Raw genomic sequence first — 17,954 nt, 5'->3', positions numbered from 1 at the left:
TTACGAAAGTCTCAAAAAGAGGGAGTTCCATCGCACCCTACCGGCGCTATCGCGAGGCTAGTCGAAGTTCACCGGAGAACTCTCCGGCGAAGTCGTATGAGGAGTGGATCATGACGAACTTCCAAAAGATTTATCAGCGCAGCTACCCGGTCAGCCCTGACGGCAACGCCTACGTCCACAACGACCTGGGCACCTACACCCACAACCGGCCCATTCCCCCCGACGACGTCGCCGAGCGGAAGGCCTACATCGTCGGGTCCGGCATCGCCGCCCTGACCGCTGCCACATTCCTCATTCGCGACGGCCAGATGCCCGGCGCCAACATCACGATCCTCGAGGAACTCACGGTTCCCGGCGGCGCCTTCGACGGCAACGGCGACACCGAGAAGGGGTTCATCGCCCGCGGTGGCCGCGAGATGGGTCAGCATTTCGAGTGCTTCTGGGACATCATGCAAGACATCCCCGCCCTGGAGATGCCAGCCCCCTACTCGGTGCTCGACGAGTTCCGCATCACCAACGAGAACGACCCCAACGTCAACAACTGCCGCATCATCAACAAGTGCGGCCACAAGCGTGACGCCTACCACATGGGCCTCAACAAGAAGGGCCAGATGGCAATCGTCAAGCTCCTGCTGGCCAAGGAGTCCGACACCTACTACAAGTCCATCGAGGACTGGTTCGACGACGATTTCCTCAACTCGACCTTCTACACCCTGTGGAAGACGATGTTCGCCTTCGAGCAGTGGCAGTCTCTGACCGAGCTTAAGCGATACATGCACCGCTTCCTGCAGTACCTGCCCGGGTTCTCCGACCTGTCGTGCCTGAGGTTTTCCAAGTACAACCAGTACGACTCCTTCGTCGTGCCGCTGGTGCGCTGGCTGACCGACCAGGGCGTCAACTTCCAGTACGAGTCACTGGTCTACGACGTCGACCTGGAGATCACCGCCCACCGCAAGATCGCCCGCGGCATTCTGTGGCGCGACAAGGAGGGCGGCGAGCATCGCATCGACATGACGCCGAAGGACCTCGTCTTCGTCACGAACGGTTCCCTGACTGAGTGCACCGGCTACGGCGACATGGATCATCCCGCCCCGTATCACAAGGAGATGGAGGCTGGCTGGGAGCTGTGGCGCAACCTCGTGAAGCGCTCCCCGGTCTTCGGGCGCCCCGACGTCTTCTGCGCCGACCCCGACAAGACGGTCTGGCAGTCGATCAGCTTCAACTTCATCGGCGCCGACCACCCGTTCCTGCGCAAGATCAAGGAACTGACCGGCAATGATCCGTTGTCCGGACGCACCGTCACCGGCGGCATCATCACCGCCGAGGACTCGTCGTGGTGCCTGTCGTTGACGATGAACCGTCAGCCGCAGTTCCACGGCCAGCCGAAGGACTGGGGCGTCGCCTGGGCCTACGGCCTCTACCCATTCACCAAGGGCGACATCGTCAAGAAGTCGATGCTGGAGTGCACCGGCGAGGAACTGCTGCGCGAGTACTGCTACCACTTCGGTCTGCTCGACCAGTTCGACCAGATCAAGGCCAACACCAAGGTGCGCATCGCCACGATGCCCTACGTCACGGCCTTCTTCATGCCACGGGGCAAGGGGGACCGTCCCGAGGTCATCCCCGACGGCTGTGTGAACCTGGCCTGCCTGGGTCAGTTCGTCGAGACCCCCGACGACTGCATCTTCACCACCGAGGGCTCGGCCCGTACCGCCATGATGGCCGTCTACGGGCTGCTAGACCTCGACCGTGACATCCCGCCGATCTGGCCGGCCCAGTACGACATTCGCGCCCTGCTGGCCTCCGCCAAGACCCTCAACAACGGGAAGCTGCCCGGCGGCAAGCTGCTGTCGCGCCTGCTGCGCAACACCTACTACGAGGACATCCTGCCGTGACGTGCCGACGTCATGGTGTCCTGATAATGCGGTTTCGGGGCGGTCGCGGTTGAATGACACCGTGACCGCCCCGAACCATCTCCCCTCATCTCCCCTACCCGTCACGAGGCTGCGTGATCTGTTAATGGCTGATGTCCCGGCTTCTCGTCTGGTCATCGCCTGTGACACCATCGGTGGAATCGGCCCGCGTCCTAACGATTCCTACCCAGCTGACCCGGTGTGGTGCGCTCATCTGGGAGCGCGGGTGCCCCTCCTGGAGGTGCTGTGCGCCGGTGCGCGTCCACTCATCCTCGTCGACACCCTGTGCCAGGACAGGGAGTCAGCTGCCCCCATGATCGAGGAGTTCCGATGCTGTGCGGCCGCCGCCGGGATTGCCCCCGACGCTGTGACGGGATCAACGGAGGACAACGTCACCACCACCCAGACCGGGATCGGCGTGACGATCATCGGCGTCATGCCCGACGGAAAACTCCCCCGGGCCCATGACGGCGACGTGCTGGTCCGCGTCGGGACTCCCATCTCGGCCCCTGATGACGACGTCGCCCCTGGTCGACGTGAGATCGTGGCCCTCGAGGAGGTACGAGAGCTGATGGCTTCGGGGAAGATTCACGACTGCGTCCCGGTGGGTTCTCACGGGGTGGCGTGGGAGGCCGCACAGCTCGCCTCCACCGCGGGGTTACGGGCCGAGTTTCGGGACGTGGAGGTTGACCTGGCCCATTCCGGAGGACCCTCGACCTGCCTCGTACTGGCCTGTGATCGGGCTGACGTCGAGGAGCTACACGGTGTGGTGGCGCCGCAACGGCCATGGGAGGTCATCGGTCGGCTCGCATCGGGATCCTGAGGACTCGATACCTGAGGATTACCACACGGAGCTGCCAAGAAATCACGATGGTGACGTCACCATCGTGATTTTGGGCCAATCCTTGGCAGCTCCGTGTGCTATACCCCTTGCTCACCGCCGTTGACACGGAGTGTTAATGTGCGATTGCCTCGAATCGGACTCGGTCCGGGGTACTCCTCAGTGAGCGAAGTCGGTGGGAATCCGACACTGTCGCGCAACGGTGATGCCTCACAGCTCAGTCCGGTCGACTCCCTGCGGAGTGGCAAGTAACGACTCTCGCCGTAGGAGTCTGCCGGGCACACGACGCGGGTGCCACCGTGAGTCCTGCGGCATGACCGCAGGGAGAACCGCGTGAGTACTCCGAAGACGGAAACCACGCCGAGAAGGATCTCGGCCCTCATCACCCTCCTCGTTGCCCCCAGCCTCGCGCTGGCAGGATGTTCGGGCTCCGAGAACAAGACCACTTCAGGCGACAAGCCAACGACATCCTCCTCCGCCAACACCGGCAGCAGCATGCCCGGCTGCATCAAGGACTTCGACTCCTCGAAGGACTACTTCCCCGACAAGGCGACCTTCAGCGACGCCCGCGGCCTCACCGTCACCTACCACAAGTCCTACAAGGTGGTGACGGTCAAGAACCCGTCGAGTACCTCGTCCAAGGAGACCAGGTACGTCCTGGTGCAGTGCGGCGCTCCGCAGCCGAAGCTGGACGGAGACCTCGCCAAGGCACAGCGGATCACCATCCCCACCACCAAGGTGGCGCTGGGTTCGACCACTGAGCCGATGAAGTTCCAGATGATGAACAAACTGGACGCCGTAATCGGAATGGCCAGTGTGGACAAGGTCGGTGACCCGAAGACCCGTCAGGCCCTCAGGGATCACAAGGTCGCTGACTTCGGCGTCGGGGACGGCACCACCGAGGTCAACACCGAGAAGCTGGCCGCCCTGCGTCCCGACCTGTTCATCATCAGCGGCCACGACGACCCCGGCAAGTTCGCCAAGGTCAAGGAGATGGGTACCCCAGTCGTCGCCGAGCCCGACTTCCTCGAGAACACGCCGCTGGGACGAGCCGAGTGGATCAAGTACGACGCCCTCTTCGTCAACACCGAGAAGGTCGCCAACGAGAAGTACGACGAGATCGCCAAGAAGTACCACGAGACGACCCAGCTCACGGCCAAGGTCAAGACGCGACCCAGCGTGCTCTACGGCTCCCAGTTCAAGGGGGTCTGGTACATCAAGTCCAACGAGAACTACTCCATCCAGTTCCTGCGTGACGCTGGCGGCGAGTACGTCTTCACCGACGTCCACGGCGTGGTCTCGTCGAAGCTGGACACCGAGACGATCCTCAGGAAAGCCCATGACGCCGACTTCTGGATCGATGGTCAGATCAATGAGTCGGAGAAGGCCTCCCTTCCGGCCATCGTCAAGGACGACCCGCGCATGAAGGCCCTCAAGGCGGTACGCACCGGCACGGTCTGGAACGCCGTCCTGCGTGCCGACCCGAAGCACGGCAACGACTACTGGCAGACCGGCGTCGTCCGTCCTGATCTGGTGCTGGCAGACCTGTCCGCCATCCTGCACCCTGAGCTCAGTCCGAACCATGAGTTCACCTTCTACAAGAAGGCCCCGACCAAGTGACCGCAGCAAACCGGGCGACGCAACGGCGGCGTGGACTGCCGCTGCCCGTCCGCTTCGCGATCCTCGGGGTGATCTTCATCCTGGTGGCGATGGCCGGGCTGGCCCTGGGATCGGTGAACACTCCCATCGGTGACGTCATGACGATCGTCACCGGGGGTACCGGCGTCGACCCGGTGTCCCTGACGATCGTCCAGGACGTCCGGGAGCCACGCACCATCACCGCCCTGCTGGTCGGGGCGGCCCTGGGGATTGCTGGCCTGGAGATGCAGACCCTGTTCCGCAACCCGCTGGCTGATCCTTATGTGCTCGGCATCTCCTCGGGTGCCAGCCTCGGCGTCGCCCTCGTCGTGCTCGGCACGGCGTCGTCGGCGGGTGCGGCAACCTTCGCCTCCGGACTGGGCATAGGTCCCGATCTGTTGATCATGGTGGCAGCCGCGCTGGGGGCGGCAGTCGTGCTGTTCATCGTCATGCTGGCCGGCCGATTCGTCCACTCCTCGACGATCCTGCTGCTGCTCGGCGTCATGATCGGGTACTTCGTGTCGTCGGGGGTCACCGTGCTGTTGTCGCGAGCCAGTCCGGAGCTCATCGCCCAGTACACCCGCTGGCAGTTCGGCAGCTACCACGGCGTGACGTGGCAGAACCTACGAGTCATGGTGCCGATCATGGTGGTCATGATCCTGGCCAGCCTGCTGCTCGCCAAGCCACTCAACGCCTTGTTGTTGGGGGAACGCTACGCCCAGACGATGGGAATGAACCTCAAGGCGGTGCGCACCCTGCTGGTGGCCAGTACCGCGATCCTCGCCGGTGCCGCCACCGCGTTCTGCGGGCCGATCAGTTTCCTGGGCATCGCGATCCCACATCTGACGCGTGGGGTACTGGGGACAGCCGATCATCGTCATCTGCTGCCCGGATGCATCCTCACCGGCGGTTCCCTTGCGTTGATGGCCGACATCCTGGCGCAGTTGCCCGGCGACGACGTGCTGCCCGTCAACGCCGTCAACGCGGTGTTCGGCGCTCCAGTCGTCATGGTCATCCTCATCCGTTGGTATCGGGATGCGGAGGCGACGTGATCGGTCTTGCCATGACGGATTTGTCCGTCGGCTACACCTCGGGCCACCACGTCACGACGGTGTTGTCCGGGGTGACGGGATCGGTGGAGGCCGGTCGAATGATTGGGCTGGTCGGCCCCAACGGGGCCGGCAAGTCAACCCTGCTGCGGTCGGTGGCCGGCTTGCAGCCCATTCTGGGTGGCGAGGTGTCCCTCAATGGCACACCGACGTCAAAGATGTCTCGCCGTCAGATCGCCCAGACCCTCTCCACGGTGTTGACGGACCGGGTCTCGGTCGCCCGCCTCACCTCCAGGGATGTCGTCTCGCTGGGACGTCACCCCCATTCCGGAATCGGGGGTCGGCTGCGGCCCCATGACCAGGCCGTCATCGACGAGTCCTTGGCGGCGGTGGGGGCCACCGAGTTGGCTGGGGACTTCGTTGGCGAATTGTCGGACGGACAGCGTCAGCGGGTCATGGTAGCTCGGGCACTGGCTCAGGAGCCGTCCATCCTGCTGCTCGACGAGCCAACCTCCTTCCTCGATCCGCCGGGCCGTATCGCCCTGCTCGGAATGCTGCGCGAGGTGTGCACGGCGAGGGACATCGCCGTCGTGGTGTGCAGCCACGACATCGAGCCGGTGATGCGTTACGCCGACACCCTGTGGGTGGCTGGGCATGGCACTGACGTGACGATCGGCGCCCCTGAGGACCTGGCCCGTACCGGCGCTCTCGAGGAGGCCTTCCGCACCGAGGGGATCACCTTCGACCTCCACACCCTCACCTTCTGGCAGTCCGACGACGGATGCCCCACGGCGCGGGTCGTGGGGTCGGTGGATGCCGACCTTGCTCATCACACCTTGACACGATCCGGATACCGGGTGGTCCAGGACCTTGCGGACGTCAGCGTCACGGTGAGCGTGGCCAACGGTGGCTGGGTGGTGGATGACCGCGTCCTGCCAACCCTGTCACAACTCCATGATCACCTCGTCGGACGTCAACAGGAGGTCAGCCGGTCATGACCGTCCGCTATCTCGTGCTGTGGCCCACCGCCGCCTGCGACCTTGCCTGCCCTTACTGTTACCGCCGGGATCGCCGGGGCGGCCGGATGCCGACCGAGGTCGCCGATGCCTCCCTGGATCTTCTCGCCGAGGGGGTTCGTACGACCGGCCAGCCAGCCCATGTGCAGTTGGCCGGTGGTGAGCCCACCCTGGTGCCCTCCCTCATCGAGCACGTCGCCGAGAGAGTTGCGGCCATCCGAGGTGGACGGGTCACCTGTGGCATCCAGACCAACGCAGCACGCCTCGACGACGAGATCATTGCCATGTTCACACGCCGTAACGTGCGTGTCGGGGTGAGCGTCGACGGTCCACCGCAGGTGCAGGAGAGAGCCCGCGGTTCGGCGGCCCCGACCTTCCGGGGTCTGCTCGCCCTGGCCCGAGCCGACATCCCGGTACGAGTGACGACGGTGCTCTCGGCCCTCAACATCGACCACCTCGACGAACTGGCCGTCACCCTGGGGGGACTGCCCAATGTCACCGGGTTCGGCCTCGACCCACTGGTGGGGATCGGCAGCGCGGCGGGCAGAGGCGATCTCGTCCCCTCCGATGACGCCGTCGTCGGAGGGATCACCGCCCTGTACCGACGCCTGACCCAGGTCAACGCGATGCGGGCGAGACCCCTGGTCTGGCGGGAACTGGAGACCGTCCGGGCTGCTATGCATCGCTCCCCGGCGAACACACCCACCACTGTCGACCCCTCCGGTCGCACCCTGCTTCCGCTGTCGGTGTCCAACCGTCCCTACTGCCACGCAGCTGTCGGGGAATCCATGGCGGTGGCCCCGGACGGCAGCGTCTACCCCTGCTCCCAGTCCGTCGGGGACCCGGCATCCCGGGCCGGAACCGTCCACGACGTTGACTGGGACCGCCTCAAACACCGTTTCTCCCAGGACGTCCACACCTTGCGCGGACCATGCCATCGCTGCGCCCTGGCCGGCCGCTGTCCCGGCGACTGCCCCTCCCGTGTCGAGGCCAACAACCTCGCCGACCCGGAGCAGGCTCGCACCCCACTCACCTGCCTCATCGACGACACCCTCGCCCGTCTGGAGACCGCATCATGACCACCCTGTGTTTCTTCTCAGCCACCGGAGGCGAACTCACCCTCGTCAGCCAGGCGCTCTCACGGATGAGGGCTGACGGCCTCGACGTCACCCTCTTCGGCCGCACCAAGGACCAACTCCTCGATCCGGAGTTGTCCCGCGCCTTCGCCCGAGCAGCCGCTCGCAGTGACGCCGTCGTGCTGAGTCTCCACGGTGGGACGGCCTCCTGCCCGGCGTGGTCGGACCTCGTCGAGGCCTGGCAGGACCGTCGCGACTCCGGACTGTCGCTGCCGTGGATCCACATCCAACCCACCTCCGGTGACGACGACGGCCTGCTCGCCGCCCAGGAATGGGCCAGCGGCCTCGACGACGGCACTTGGAAGGGGCTCATCAGCCTGCTGGGAATGAGCGGTCCGGACAACATCGAGGCGGCGCTACGAGTTCTCGTCGACCGGGTGACGGATGGGAACGTGCCCGTCCCCGAGGTCGTCCGTGCCCCCACCGAGGGAATCTGGCATCCGCGTCACGGCCTGTTCACGAGCCTGGCCGATTACCAGCACCACCTGAACCCCGACCGTCCCACCATCGGGATCACCTTCCCGCGCAGCTACTGGCTGGAGCACGACACCGCGCACATCCGAGCCCTCGTCGAGGCCGTCGAGGAGCTTGACGCCAACACCGTCCCCTTCTTCTGCCTGCGTCTGCCCGACTCTCGGCGCGGGAACATGGGTATGACCCAGACCTTGGAGACCCTGCTACGCGACGAGAAGGGCAACCGGGTCATCGACACCCTCGTCGACGTCCACGGGATGTCGATGACGGCCGGCGTCCCTGCTAATGCCAACGCCTACCCGAACCTGGGCGTCAGCGTGCTGCATGCCCTCACCTCCTATGCACCGCGGGCCGCGTGGGGGGCCACTGCCCAAGGCATGGGGTCGATGGACATCGCCACCCAGGCCGCCCAACCGGAGTTCGACGGCGCCCTCATCACCAAGTTCCTCGCCACCCGGGAAGCCGACGAGGTCGACGAACTCACCGGAGCCGTCGTCCCTCGCATGATCCCCGTCCCGGGACGCCCCGAGGCGATGGCCGAGCTGGCCCTGTCCTGGGCTCGCCTGGCCCGCACCCCGGCCAACCAGCGCAAGGTCGCGATCGTCTTCCACCACCACCCGCCACGCAACGACCGCATCGGCTGTGCGACGGGGCTGGACACCTTCGAGTCAGTGCGCCAACTGCTCATCCGGATGGCCGATGAGGGGTACGACGTCCCGGAACAGTTCGATCATGCCGACGACATCGCCCAGGTGCTGCTGTCCTGCCTGACCTGCGACCAGCGCTGGCTCACTCTCGAACAGATGCACGACCGCTCCGAGGCCCACGCCGATCTGGATACTTCCCGCCCCTGGTACCGGACACTGCCGGAGTCCGTGCGGGAGTGCATGGACCGCAACTGGGGGCCGCACCCAGGAACCCTCTTCGTCCACGACGACGAGTTCTCCTTCGCCGGTCACCTCGACGGCAACGTGCTGCTGACGATCCAACCGCCGCGCGGGAACTTCGAGGCCATCACGGATTCCGTCATCCACGACCCGGTGCTGCCTCCCCCGCACCACTACCTGGCCCACTACCGCTGGATCCGTGACGTCTTCAAGGCCGACGCCGTCATCCACGTCGGCACCCACGGCAGCCTGGAATGGCTTCCCGGCAAGGGACTAGGCCTGTCCGAGGAGTGCTACCCGGAGCTCGCCCTGGACCGGATGGTCAACATCTACCCGTACATCATCAACAACCCCGGCGAGGGCACCCAGGCCAAGAGACGCAGCGCCGCCGCTCTTGTCGACCATCTCACCCCTCCCATGCGTCAGGCCGGTCTGTACGACTCCACCGCCGAGATCGACCGGATCCTGCGCGAGCACGCCGGGGCGGAGTCACAAAGCCCGCAGCGCGCCCGTCTCGTCGCCGAACAGGTGTGGGGCGCCGTGGTGGAGGCCGGTCTGGACACTGATCTGGGGCTGGCCCCCGAGGACGTCGACATCGACCCCGTCGAGCTGCTCGACAAGGTCCATCACCACCTGCTCGAGCTGCAGGACCGCGAGATCTCCGACGGTCTGCACGTGCTCGGACAGCTCGTCGCAGGCCAGGACGACCCCGCCGCGGCCGAGGTGGAGTACGTCGCCCAGTTGACCCGTCAGTCCAACGGCCACGTGCCGTCCCTGCGGGAAGCGGTGCTGGACACCTGGGGGACGAGCCTCGACGAGGTCAGCGCGAAGGCTGGCGAGCCGGTCACCGTCACCGCCGACCTGCCGGATGGCCTGACCGGACGCGGGATCATGGAAGCTGCCCACCAGCAGTGTGTCGACCTGCTGGCCCCGGTCATCGCCTGTCACCACGGCGGATGCTTCGACGCCAACAAAGCCCGAGACCTGGCGGTCCAGATGAGTCTCGAACAACTCGGCGCCGAACGCGGGGATGTCGTCGAGACCCTCACCTGGGTCATCACCGACCTCATGCCGCGTCTGGACGCCACCCGGGACGAGATCGAGTCGATCATGACGGCTCTGGACGGCGGATTCGTGTCTCCTGGACCGTCGGGGGCACCCAGCCGGGGTAACGCCCACATCCTGCCGACCGGTCGGAATTTCTTCTCCCTGGATCCCGAGGCCATGCCGACACCAACCGGATGGCTGGAAGGGGTCGAGCTGGCCGACCAGTTGCTCGCCGGGTACGCCGAGGCCCACCCCGACCAGCCCTGGCCGCGCACCGTCGGGGTCGTGGTGTGGGGGACGGCCAACATGCGCAGCGGCGGGGCCGACATCGCCGAGATCCTGTACCTCATGGGGGTGCGTCCGATCTGGGAGTCATCGGGCCTTGTCAGCGGGTTGCAGATCATCGACCCGGTCGAGCTGGGGCGCCCTCGCATCGACGTCTCCCCGCGCATCTCGGGGCTCTTCCGGGACGCCCTCCCCAACCTCGTCGAGATGGTCGACCGGGCGGTCCGGATGGTCGCCGCCCTGCCGGAGGCCGACGACGACAACATGTTGCGCGCCCACGTCGAGGCCGACGTCGCCGACATGATCGCTCGCGGGATCGACGTCGAGCAGGCTCGTCGCAAGGCGACACTGCGGGTCTTCGGTTGCCCACCCGGCGGATACGGCGCTGATGTGGAGGAACTCATCGAGACCAAGGCGTGGCAGGACAAGGCCGATCTGGGACGGGCCTACATCGCAGCCTCCTCCCACGCCTACGGCGAGGGGGTGTTCGGGGACGTCGAGACCGAGAGATTCACCGCTGCGTTGTCGCGGATGGACGTCACCGTCAAGAACGAGGACACCCGCGAGTACGACATGCTCAGCTGCACCGACTTCTACAACTACTACGGCGGGCTCATCGCCGCTGCGACGACGGTGCGCGGTGAGGCACCGATGTCGTTCGTGGGTGACTCCTCCGATCCCGCCCGGATCGCCACACGCACCACCACGCAGGAGGCCCGGATCATCCTGCGCTCCCGAATCCTCAACCCGTCGTGGATCGAGGGTCTGCAGCGCCACGGGTACAAAGGGGCCGGGGACCTGTCCAAGGTGCTCGACATCCTCATCGGCTGGGACGCCACCGCCGACGTCGTCGACGACGGCCTGTGGGAGAAGGTGGCGCGTCGTTATGCCCTCGACCCGGCGATGCAGGAGTGGTTCCACGAGGTCAACCCGCACGCCCTGCACAACATCGTGGACAAGCTCCTTGACGCCGCCCAGCGCAACATCTGGCAGGCCGACCCGGGCACCGTCGAGGAGTTGCAGGACACCTACGCCGACATCGAGGGGACCATCGAGGAGGTCTCCGACGACCCGCACCCGTCCGCCGCTGCGACGCGCTCTGCGTCCGTGACCGCTGATGGTGGGCTCGACCTGGCCGGGCTGGGGTTGGCCTGATGACCTACCCTTTCACCGCCATCGTCAGACAGGACGAGACGAAACTTGCCCTGCTGTTGTGCGCGGTCAACCCCCGTATCGGCGGGGTCGTCCTCAGTGGTGAGAAGGGGACGGCCAAGTCGACGGTGGGCCGTGGTCTGGCAGAGCTGCTGCCGAGTCAGGTGATGAGGACGTTGGCCCTGGGCGCCACCGAGGATCGTCTCGTCGGAGGACTCGACCTGGAGGCCACCCTGACGTCGGGCCGGCCAGTACTCCAGCCGGGCCTGCTGAGCGAGGTCGACGGCGGGGTGCTCTACGTCGACGAGGTCAACCTCCTCGACGACCACCTCGTCGACCTCGTCATCGACGCGTGCGCCGGTACGTTCCGGGTGGAGCGGGAGGGCCTGACGGCCACCCTGGCCAGCCGATTCGTCCTGGTCGGGACCATGAACCCGGAGGAAGGTGCTCTGCGCCCCCAGTTGCTGGACCGGTTCGGACTGTGCGTCGAGGTGCACGGCGAGTCGGACCCGGACACTCGCGCCGAGATCATCCGGCGTCGGCTCGACCACGACGCCGACCCGAGTGGGTTCGCACGCCGTTGGCAGGACGACCAGGAACGCCAGGCCGCGGCCATCGGCAGGGCGCAGCGCATCGTCGACCAGATCGCGCTGAACCGCACCGTCACCGAGCTCATCGGCTCGCTGTGTCGACACAACCACGTCGCCGGTCACCGGGCCGACATCGTCATGGCCGAGGCCACCCGCGCTCATGCCGCTCTGGCCGGTCGCGGGATCGCCACCGAGGACGACGTGTTGGCGGTCAGCGAGATGGTGCTGCGGCATCGTCGCCGCGACGAAACCCCGTCGGCCCCTACTCGGCCACCCGAGCCGCAACAGCAGGAGCAGTCCGAGGACCAACAGCCCAACCAACCTGATCACCAGTCTGACCAGCCCGACCGGGATCCCAATGACGACGTGGAAAACCGGTTTCAGAACGAGGATGCTGCTCCGCCACCCGGCAGTCAGGACGATCAACAACGCGATGACCACGCAGATCCTGATGACCAGACCGACCAGACGAACCAACAACCCAACCCCGGGGAACAGGTCGCTGCCGTCGGGGATCCTTTCGCCATTCGGCCTCTGGAACCCGGTCAAGATCGTCTGGCGCGCCGCGCCTCCGGACGACGCCTGCGTACCCGCAGCAAGGATCGACGCGGTCGTTACATCTCGGCCCGCCCCACGACCGTCCCCGACGACCTTGCCCTGGACGCCACCCTGCGTGCCGCCGCGGTGCACCAGAGGTCACGCCGAGCCGACCCGAGTCGTCCCGCGATGGCGGTCCACGTCGAGCCGGGTGACTGGCGGGCCAAGGTGAGGACCGGACGGTCGGCCTCCTGCGTCATCCTCGTCGTCGACGCCTCCGGGTCGATGGGGTCACGGGGCCGGATGACCGCCTCCAAGGGGGCTATCCTCTCCCTGCTGCTCGACGCCTACGTCAAGCGTGACCGGGTCTGCCTCATCGGTTTCCGCCGCGACCGGGCCGAGGTGCTCGTCCCGGTGACCTCCTCGGTGGAGGTGGCCCAACGCGGCCTGGCCGAGCTTCCCGTCGGCGGTCGCACTCCTCTGGCGGCTGGGCTCGTAACGGCCTGCGAGGTCGTCCGGCCCCTGCTGCTCAAGGACCCCGGTCTGCGTCCGCTGTTGGTGCTCGTCACCGACGGACGCAGCAACGTCGGCCTGGACGACAAACCCAACTCCCGCGCCACCGACGAAGCCCTCAAAGTGGCGGACGAGATCGGCGCCGACCGGCGTCTCAGCTGGGTCGTCATCGATACTGAGGACCCCCGCGGCATCCAACTGTCCAGGGCCAACGACATCGCGACGGCCCTGGGCGGACCCTGCCTGCGCATCGACGACCTACGTGCCGACGACCTCGTGAACGTCGTCTCCCAACTCGACCCGACCCAACCCCGAAAGGACCGCTGACATGGCACAACGCCCCGTCTACCCCTTCTGCGCCATCGTCGGACAGGAGGAGATGAAGCTGGCCCTCATCCTCGCCTCGATCAGCCCCGATCTGTCCGGGGTGCTCATCCGCGGCGAGAAGGGCACCGCGAAGTCCACTGCGGTCCGTGGTCTGGCAGCCCTGCTCCCGCAGCACCGGGAGGTTCCCGGCGCCTACCACCTGTCCCCCGAGGAGTACTCGGCCCACGCCGAGGAGCTTGGCCTGCCGGCAACCATGCCCGAGCCGCGTACCGTCCGGGTGCCGGTCGTCGAGCTGCCGGTGGGAGCTACCGAGGATCGCGTCACCGGCACCCTCGACATGGAGATTGCCCTGCGGGAGGGACGACGTCGCTTCGAACCCGGTCTGTTGGCTGCGGCGCACCGGGCGATCCTCTACGTCGACGAGGTGAACCTGCTCGACGATCACGTCGTCGACCTGCTGCTGGACTCCGCCGCGATGGGCGTCAACACCGTCGAGCGGGAGGGAATCAGTGTCACCCATCCGGCGAGATTCACCCTGGTCGGTACTATGAATCCCGAGGAGGGCGAGCTGCGCCCCCAACTGCTCGACCGGTTCGGACTGTGCGTCACCGTCGGAGGTGAGGACGACCCCGAGAAGCGCATCGAGGTCATCCGCCGCCGTCTGGCCTTCGAGGACGATCCGACCGGCCTCTCGCGCAAGTGGGAACAGGAAGGCCACGAGACCAGCAAGAGGATCGGACTGGCCACCGAGCTCGTCAAGGAGGTCCAGATCGACGACGAGACCCTCACGACGGTCGCCCGCACCTGCATCAACGCCCATGTCGACGGCCACCGGGCCGACATCATGATGGTGAGGGCCGCGCGCACCCTGGCGGCGTGGAACGGACGCACTGAGATCATCACCGACGACCTCACCCAGGCCGCCCGGCTCGTCCTGCCGCACCGCATGAGGCGGCGTCCCCTCGAGTCAGTCGGCGGTCCGGGGGCAGCGTGATACGTACTCCCCGTCGGCACTGGCAGCCGAGGCTGAGTTGGCTTCCGCACATCCCCAGACAGACCCCGCCGCCCATTGACGTCCCTCTCATCGGCCTCGACGAGGTCCACGACGGGCGGGCCGTGGTGCGTCAGATGTCTCATGACGGGAAGCGGTGGCTGCTGCCAGGGTCGATCGCCTCAGCCTTCGTCAGCCTGGTCAACATCGGGATGCCGATGGCCCTCGGCGGAGCCATTGATGACGGAGTGGTCGCGGCCAATGGTGCTGCCCTTGTCGGCTGGCTGACCCTGGTTGCGCTGGCCTACGTGGTCCGCGCGGTAGCCCAGACGGTACGGATGCAGACCAATGTCGGGGCCGGGCTGGCCGAGCACGATCTTCGTGTCCAGGCCCTCGATCGGATCACTGCTCCGGGGGGAATCGGTGGGACGTCCCGTCTTCCCGGTGATCTTCTCGCCGTCGTCGTCACCGACGTCCGGGCGGTGTCGCGCGCCTTCATCGCCCTGACTTCGATCCCCGGCAACACCGTCACCCTGCTCGGTTCCCTCGTCGCGATGGCTCTCATCAACGGATGGTTGGCGCTGGCGACGGTATGCATCGTCCCGCTGCTCATCCTGTTGTCGGTCAAGGGGGTCGCCCCGGTCAAGCGCAGCACCCGCCGAGAGCGGCGGGCCGAGGCCGCGGTGGCCGGGTCCGCAGCCGATCTCACCAGCGGGCTGCGCGTCATCCAGGGGTTGTCGGCCGAGCACCGCGCCACCGAAAGATTCCGCGTGGCGAGTCGGGAGGGGCTGGCGGCCGCCCTGCGCAACCGTCAGATCAAGGGGGTCTACACCGGCACCATCAACGCCTCGGTCGGCGTGTTCATCACCGCCCTCACGGTGCTGGCCGGGTGGCTCACCCTCAAGGGCCACATCAGCGTCGGGCAGCTCGTCACCGTGGTGGGTCTGGCACAGACCCTTGGGCCACCGCTGCGAGCCCTGGGCGTCGACACCGCGACGATACTATCCAGCGCCAACGCCTCCGGGGACAGGTTCTGCGAACTGCGTGACAGCCCGGCGGCCTGGCCGGTCCATCCCGACGACGGGGCCCGCACCACTCCCGGCGACGGCCCGGTCTGGCTACGGGTTCCAGTCGAGGAGCCGGACTTCTGTCTGGACGTCCCGGCCGGGACGCACCTGGGGATCGTCGCCCCGCAGCGCGTCTGCGACGCAATGGCTGACGCCATCGATCACGGGCCGAAAACCCTGCTCAATGGGGTGCCGGCCAGTCGTCTCAACCCGTCCCAGCGACGTCGTCTGGTCCTGATGGCTCCACGCACCCCGGAACTCTTCGACGACACCGCGCGGGCTAACATCGTGCTGAATCGCCAGACGACGGTTGCCAAACTCGATGCTGTCGTCGACGCCGCCGCCCTGGACACCGTCGCGAAGGCGCTGCCGCGCGGTCTGGAGACCGAGGTCGGGGAGGGCGGACGCCAGGTCTCCGGAGGTCAGCGTCAGCGTCTGGCTTTGGCGCGCGCCCTACTGCACTCCCCTGACGGTCTGGTGCTGATCGACCCCACCACCAGCATCGACGCCGTCACGACCGCCACCATCGCTGAACGGCTGCAGGAGTTGCGGCGGGGACGCACCACCGTCATCGCCACCGCGTCCCCGGCCCTGTTGGACTGCATGGATGAGGTCGTCATGCTCGACGACGACGGCCACGAAGTCGCCCGCGCCCCACATCGCGAGTTGCTGACCCGCGAGGACTACCGGGGGATGCTGTCATGAGCACTCCCCGTTGGCTGCCACTCGCCACTGCCGACCAGGTTCGTCACGAGGTCCACCGGGCGGCACGCGGCGTGCGCGGGTACCTAGTCGGCGCGATCGTGGTCATCACGGCGGCAGCCCTGCTGGACCTGGCTGTGCCGGTGGCGACCGGATGGATCATCGACGCCGCTCGGGCCCACCGTTCGCCCTCGTCCCTGCTCTCCCCGGCCCTCGTCATGGCCGGCGCGGTGATCGGGTCGGGAATCTGCAATGGCGCTGCCCAGGCGCTGACGCCGTCCTTCTTCACGACCATCGTCACCCGGTTGCGGGAGTCGATGATCCAAGCCGGCCTGGGGCTGGACCAGCAGCGGGTGGAGCGGGCCGGTACCGCCGACCTGGTCTCACGAGCGTCCGACGACGTCCAAGCGGTACGCGACGCGGCGAATGGCGCCCTTCCGCGCCTTGTCAACACCATGATCATGGTGATTGTGTCAGTGGGCGCGTTGGCCAGCCTGCATCCGGCCTTCTTCATCCCTGTGCTCCTCGCCGCCGTGCTCTACGGCCTGGCCATCCGGGAGTTCCTGCGGACTGCCCCGCCCGTGTATCGCGCTGAGAGGCGGGCATCGACAACCCAGTCCCAGCACATCCTCTCGACCATCCACGGTCTTGACGTGGTGCGGGCCTTTGGGCTGGAGAATCTGCGTATTCGGACGGTGGCGGGCGGATCCTGGCAGGCCATCCGCTGGAACCTCCGCGGACGGTTCCTCGGGAACAGGCTCGTCGTCAGGCTGCTGGCCGGTGAGGCTGTGGCAACCATCGGCGTCGCATGGACCGGACACCTACTCGTCACCAGCAACAAGCTCAGCGTCGGTGCGGCGGCGACGGCAGTCCTGGTGCTGCTGAGGCTGTTCTCCCCGGTGCGGTTCCTGCTGATGTTCCTCAACAACCTGCAGACTGCCTGGGTATGTCTGCAGCGGGTGGTGGGTGTGATCCACGCCCGTCACGAGGAACCAACCGTCGTCGAGCACACCCACCAGGGCCCGTCGTCGGTTCACGTGGAGGGGCTGAGTTTCGGCTATCAGGACGGTCCGGACGTGCTGCACGAGGTGAGCCTGGACATCCCTGCCGGGCACACCATGGTTCTCGTCGGGGAATCCGGCGCTGGCAAGTCGACCCTGGCAGCACTCGTGGCTGGCCTGCTGGAACCTCGGTCTGGTCAGGTCGTCATGTCCCCTGGCGCGGCTCGAACCGTGCTCATCAGCCAGGAGATCCACACTTTCTCGGGCAGCCTTCTCGACGACGTGGCTCTCGGGTTACCAGCCACCGCCGAGAACTGGCCTGACGACCAGGTTCGCGAGACCGTCATGGAGGCTCTGGACCAGGTCGGTGCCGAATGGGTGAGGAATCTGGCCGATGGCGTCGACACTCTGGTGGGACGACTGGGAACCCGGCTCTCCCCGGCCCAAGCCCAACAGGTGGCGCTGGCACGGGCCTTGCTGGCCGATCCCCAGGTCATCATCTTGGATGAGGCAACAGCCGAGGCCGGAAGCTCGGGCGCGGCTGCCCTCGACCGGGCCGCCGTCGAGGTCGTCAGGGGAAGGACGGCCCTGCTGGTCGCCCACCGGCTGTCCCAGGTGGCCATGGCTGACGAGGTCGCGGTCATGGAGGACGGGCGGATCGCGGAGGTCGGGCCTCCCGAGCGACTGCGCGAGGGCAGCGGCCCCTTCGCCAAACTGTGGCAGGTGTGGTCGAGCCAGCACTGAGCGCTCTCAGGCACACAGCTGTGCCACCTTGAGGCACCCGCACC

Annotated in this window: 11 protein-coding genes; all 11 read left to right on the top strand. The window is 66.7% G+C overall.

Annotation, left to right across the window (positions count from 1 at the left end):
* Positions 1 to 110 precede the first annotated feature (110 nt).
* On the top strand, positions 111 to 1,895 hold the full coding sequence (locus ACP8ML_RS00510) for an oleate hydratase (RefSeq protein WP_117188247.1): 1,785 nt from the start codon (positions 111 to 113) through the stop codon (positions 1,893 to 1,895).
* A 61-nt stretch (positions 1,896 to 1,956) separates the two neighbouring features.
* Positions 1,957 to 2,736 carry an AIR synthase related protein gene (locus ACP8ML_RS00505; RefSeq protein WP_171048502.1) on the top strand — a complete coding sequence of 260 codons (780 nt, stop codon included), beginning with the start codon at positions 1,957 to 1,959 and terminating at the stop codon, positions 2,734 to 2,736.
* Between the two features lie 513 nt (positions 2,737 to 3,249).
* Positions 3,250 to 4,374 (top strand): ABC transporter substrate-binding protein, encoded by a 1,125-nt coding sequence (locus ACP8ML_RS00500; protein ID WP_371258409.1) that lies wholly within the window; start codon positions 3,250 to 3,252, stop codon positions 4,372 to 4,374.
* A complete protein-coding gene (locus ACP8ML_RS00495) occupies positions 4,371 to 5,444 on the top strand; it encodes a FecCD family ABC transporter permease (protein WP_249361144.1) in 1,074 nt (357 codons plus the stop codon). The genes ACP8ML_RS00500 and ACP8ML_RS00495 overlap by 4 nt, the downstream gene beginning before the upstream one ends.
* A gap of 11 nt (positions 5,445 to 5,455) precedes the next feature.
* Complete coding sequence (locus tag ACP8ML_RS00490) at positions 5,456 to 6,439, top strand: ABC transporter ATP-binding protein (RefSeq protein WP_429830877.1); 984 nt, start codon at positions 5,456 to 5,458, stop codon at positions 6,437 to 6,439.
* Positions 6,436 to 7,536 (top strand): radical SAM/SPASM domain-containing protein, encoded by a 1,101-nt coding sequence (locus tag ACP8ML_RS00485; protein ID WP_016666686.1) that lies wholly within the window; start codon positions 6,436 to 6,438, stop codon positions 7,534 to 7,536. The genes ACP8ML_RS00490 and ACP8ML_RS00485 overlap by 4 nt, the downstream gene beginning before the upstream one ends.
* Complete coding sequence (gene cobN / locus ACP8ML_RS00480; RefSeq protein WP_117188254.1) at positions 7,533 to 11,441, top strand: cobaltochelatase subunit CobN; 3,909 nt, start codon at positions 7,533 to 7,535, stop codon at positions 11,439 to 11,441. Before ACP8ML_RS00485 ends, cobN begins: the two co-directional genes overlap by 4 nt.
* Positions 11,441 to 13,405 carry a magnesium chelatase subunit D family protein gene (locus tag ACP8ML_RS00475; protein WP_117188256.1) on the top strand — a complete coding sequence of 655 codons (1,965 nt, stop codon included), beginning with the start codon at positions 11,441 to 11,443 and terminating at the stop codon, positions 13,403 to 13,405. Before cobN ends, ACP8ML_RS00475 begins: the two co-directional genes overlap by 1 nt.
* A 1-nt stretch (position 13,406) precedes the next feature.
* On the top strand, positions 13,407 to 14,399 hold the full coding sequence (locus tag ACP8ML_RS00470; protein WP_117188258.1) for a magnesium chelatase ATPase subunit I: 993 nt from the start codon (positions 13,407 to 13,409) through the stop codon (positions 14,397 to 14,399).
* A gap of 134 nt (positions 14,400 to 14,533) precedes the next feature.
* On the top strand, positions 14,534 to 16,168 hold the full coding sequence (locus tag ACP8ML_RS00465; protein WP_486703059.1) for an ABC transporter ATP-binding protein: 1,635 nt from the start codon (positions 14,534 to 14,536) through the stop codon (positions 16,166 to 16,168).
* A complete protein-coding gene (locus tag ACP8ML_RS00460) occupies positions 16,165 to 17,910 on the top strand; it encodes an ABC transporter ATP-binding protein (protein WP_117188262.1) in 1,746 nt (581 codons plus the stop codon). The genes ACP8ML_RS00465 and ACP8ML_RS00460 overlap by 4 nt, the downstream gene beginning before the upstream one ends.
* Positions 17,911 to 17,954: the final 44 nt, after the last annotated feature.

The organism is Cutibacterium sp. LaCa_255 (assembly GCF_057458005.1).
Note: the sequence above shows the minus strand (reverse complement) of the source record. Positions and strands in the feature narration are given on the sequence as shown.

What these genes read in the sequence shown, in the direction of transcription:
- ACP8ML_RS00510 (WP_117188247.1), top strand. Translation starts at nt 111, where the DNA reads ATGACGAACTTCCAAAAGATTTATCAGCGCAGCTACCCGGTCAGCCCT.
- ACP8ML_RS00500 (WP_371258409.1), top strand. Translation starts at nt 3,250, where the DNA reads ATGCCCGGCTGCATCAAGGACTTCGACTCCTCGAAGGACTACTTCCCC.
- ACP8ML_RS00490 (WP_429830877.1), top strand. Translation starts at nt 5,456, where the DNA reads ATGACGGATTTGTCCGTCGGCTACACCTCGGGCCACCACGTCACGACG.
- ACP8ML_RS00485 (WP_016666686.1), top strand. Translation starts at nt 6,436, where the DNA reads ATGACCGTCCGCTATCTCGTGCTGTGGCCCACCGCCGCCTGCGACCTT.
- cobN (WP_117188254.1), top strand. Translation starts at nt 7,533, where the DNA reads ATGACCACCCTGTGTTTCTTCTCAGCCACCGGAGGCGAACTCACCCTC.
- ACP8ML_RS00475 (WP_117188256.1), top strand. Translation starts at nt 11,441, where the DNA reads ATGACCTACCCTTTCACCGCCATCGTCAGACAGGACGAGACGAAACTT.
- ACP8ML_RS00470 (WP_117188258.1), top strand. Translation starts at nt 13,407, where the DNA reads ATGGCACAACGCCCCGTCTACCCCTTCTGCGCCATCGTCGGACAGGAG.
- ACP8ML_RS00465 (WP_486703059.1), top strand. Translation starts at nt 14,534, where the DNA reads ATGTCTCATGACGGGAAGCGGTGGCTGCTGCCAGGGTCGATCGCCTCA.
- ACP8ML_RS00460 (WP_117188262.1), top strand. Translation starts at nt 16,165, where the DNA reads ATGAGCACTCCCCGTTGGCTGCCACTCGCCACTGCCGACCAGGTTCGT.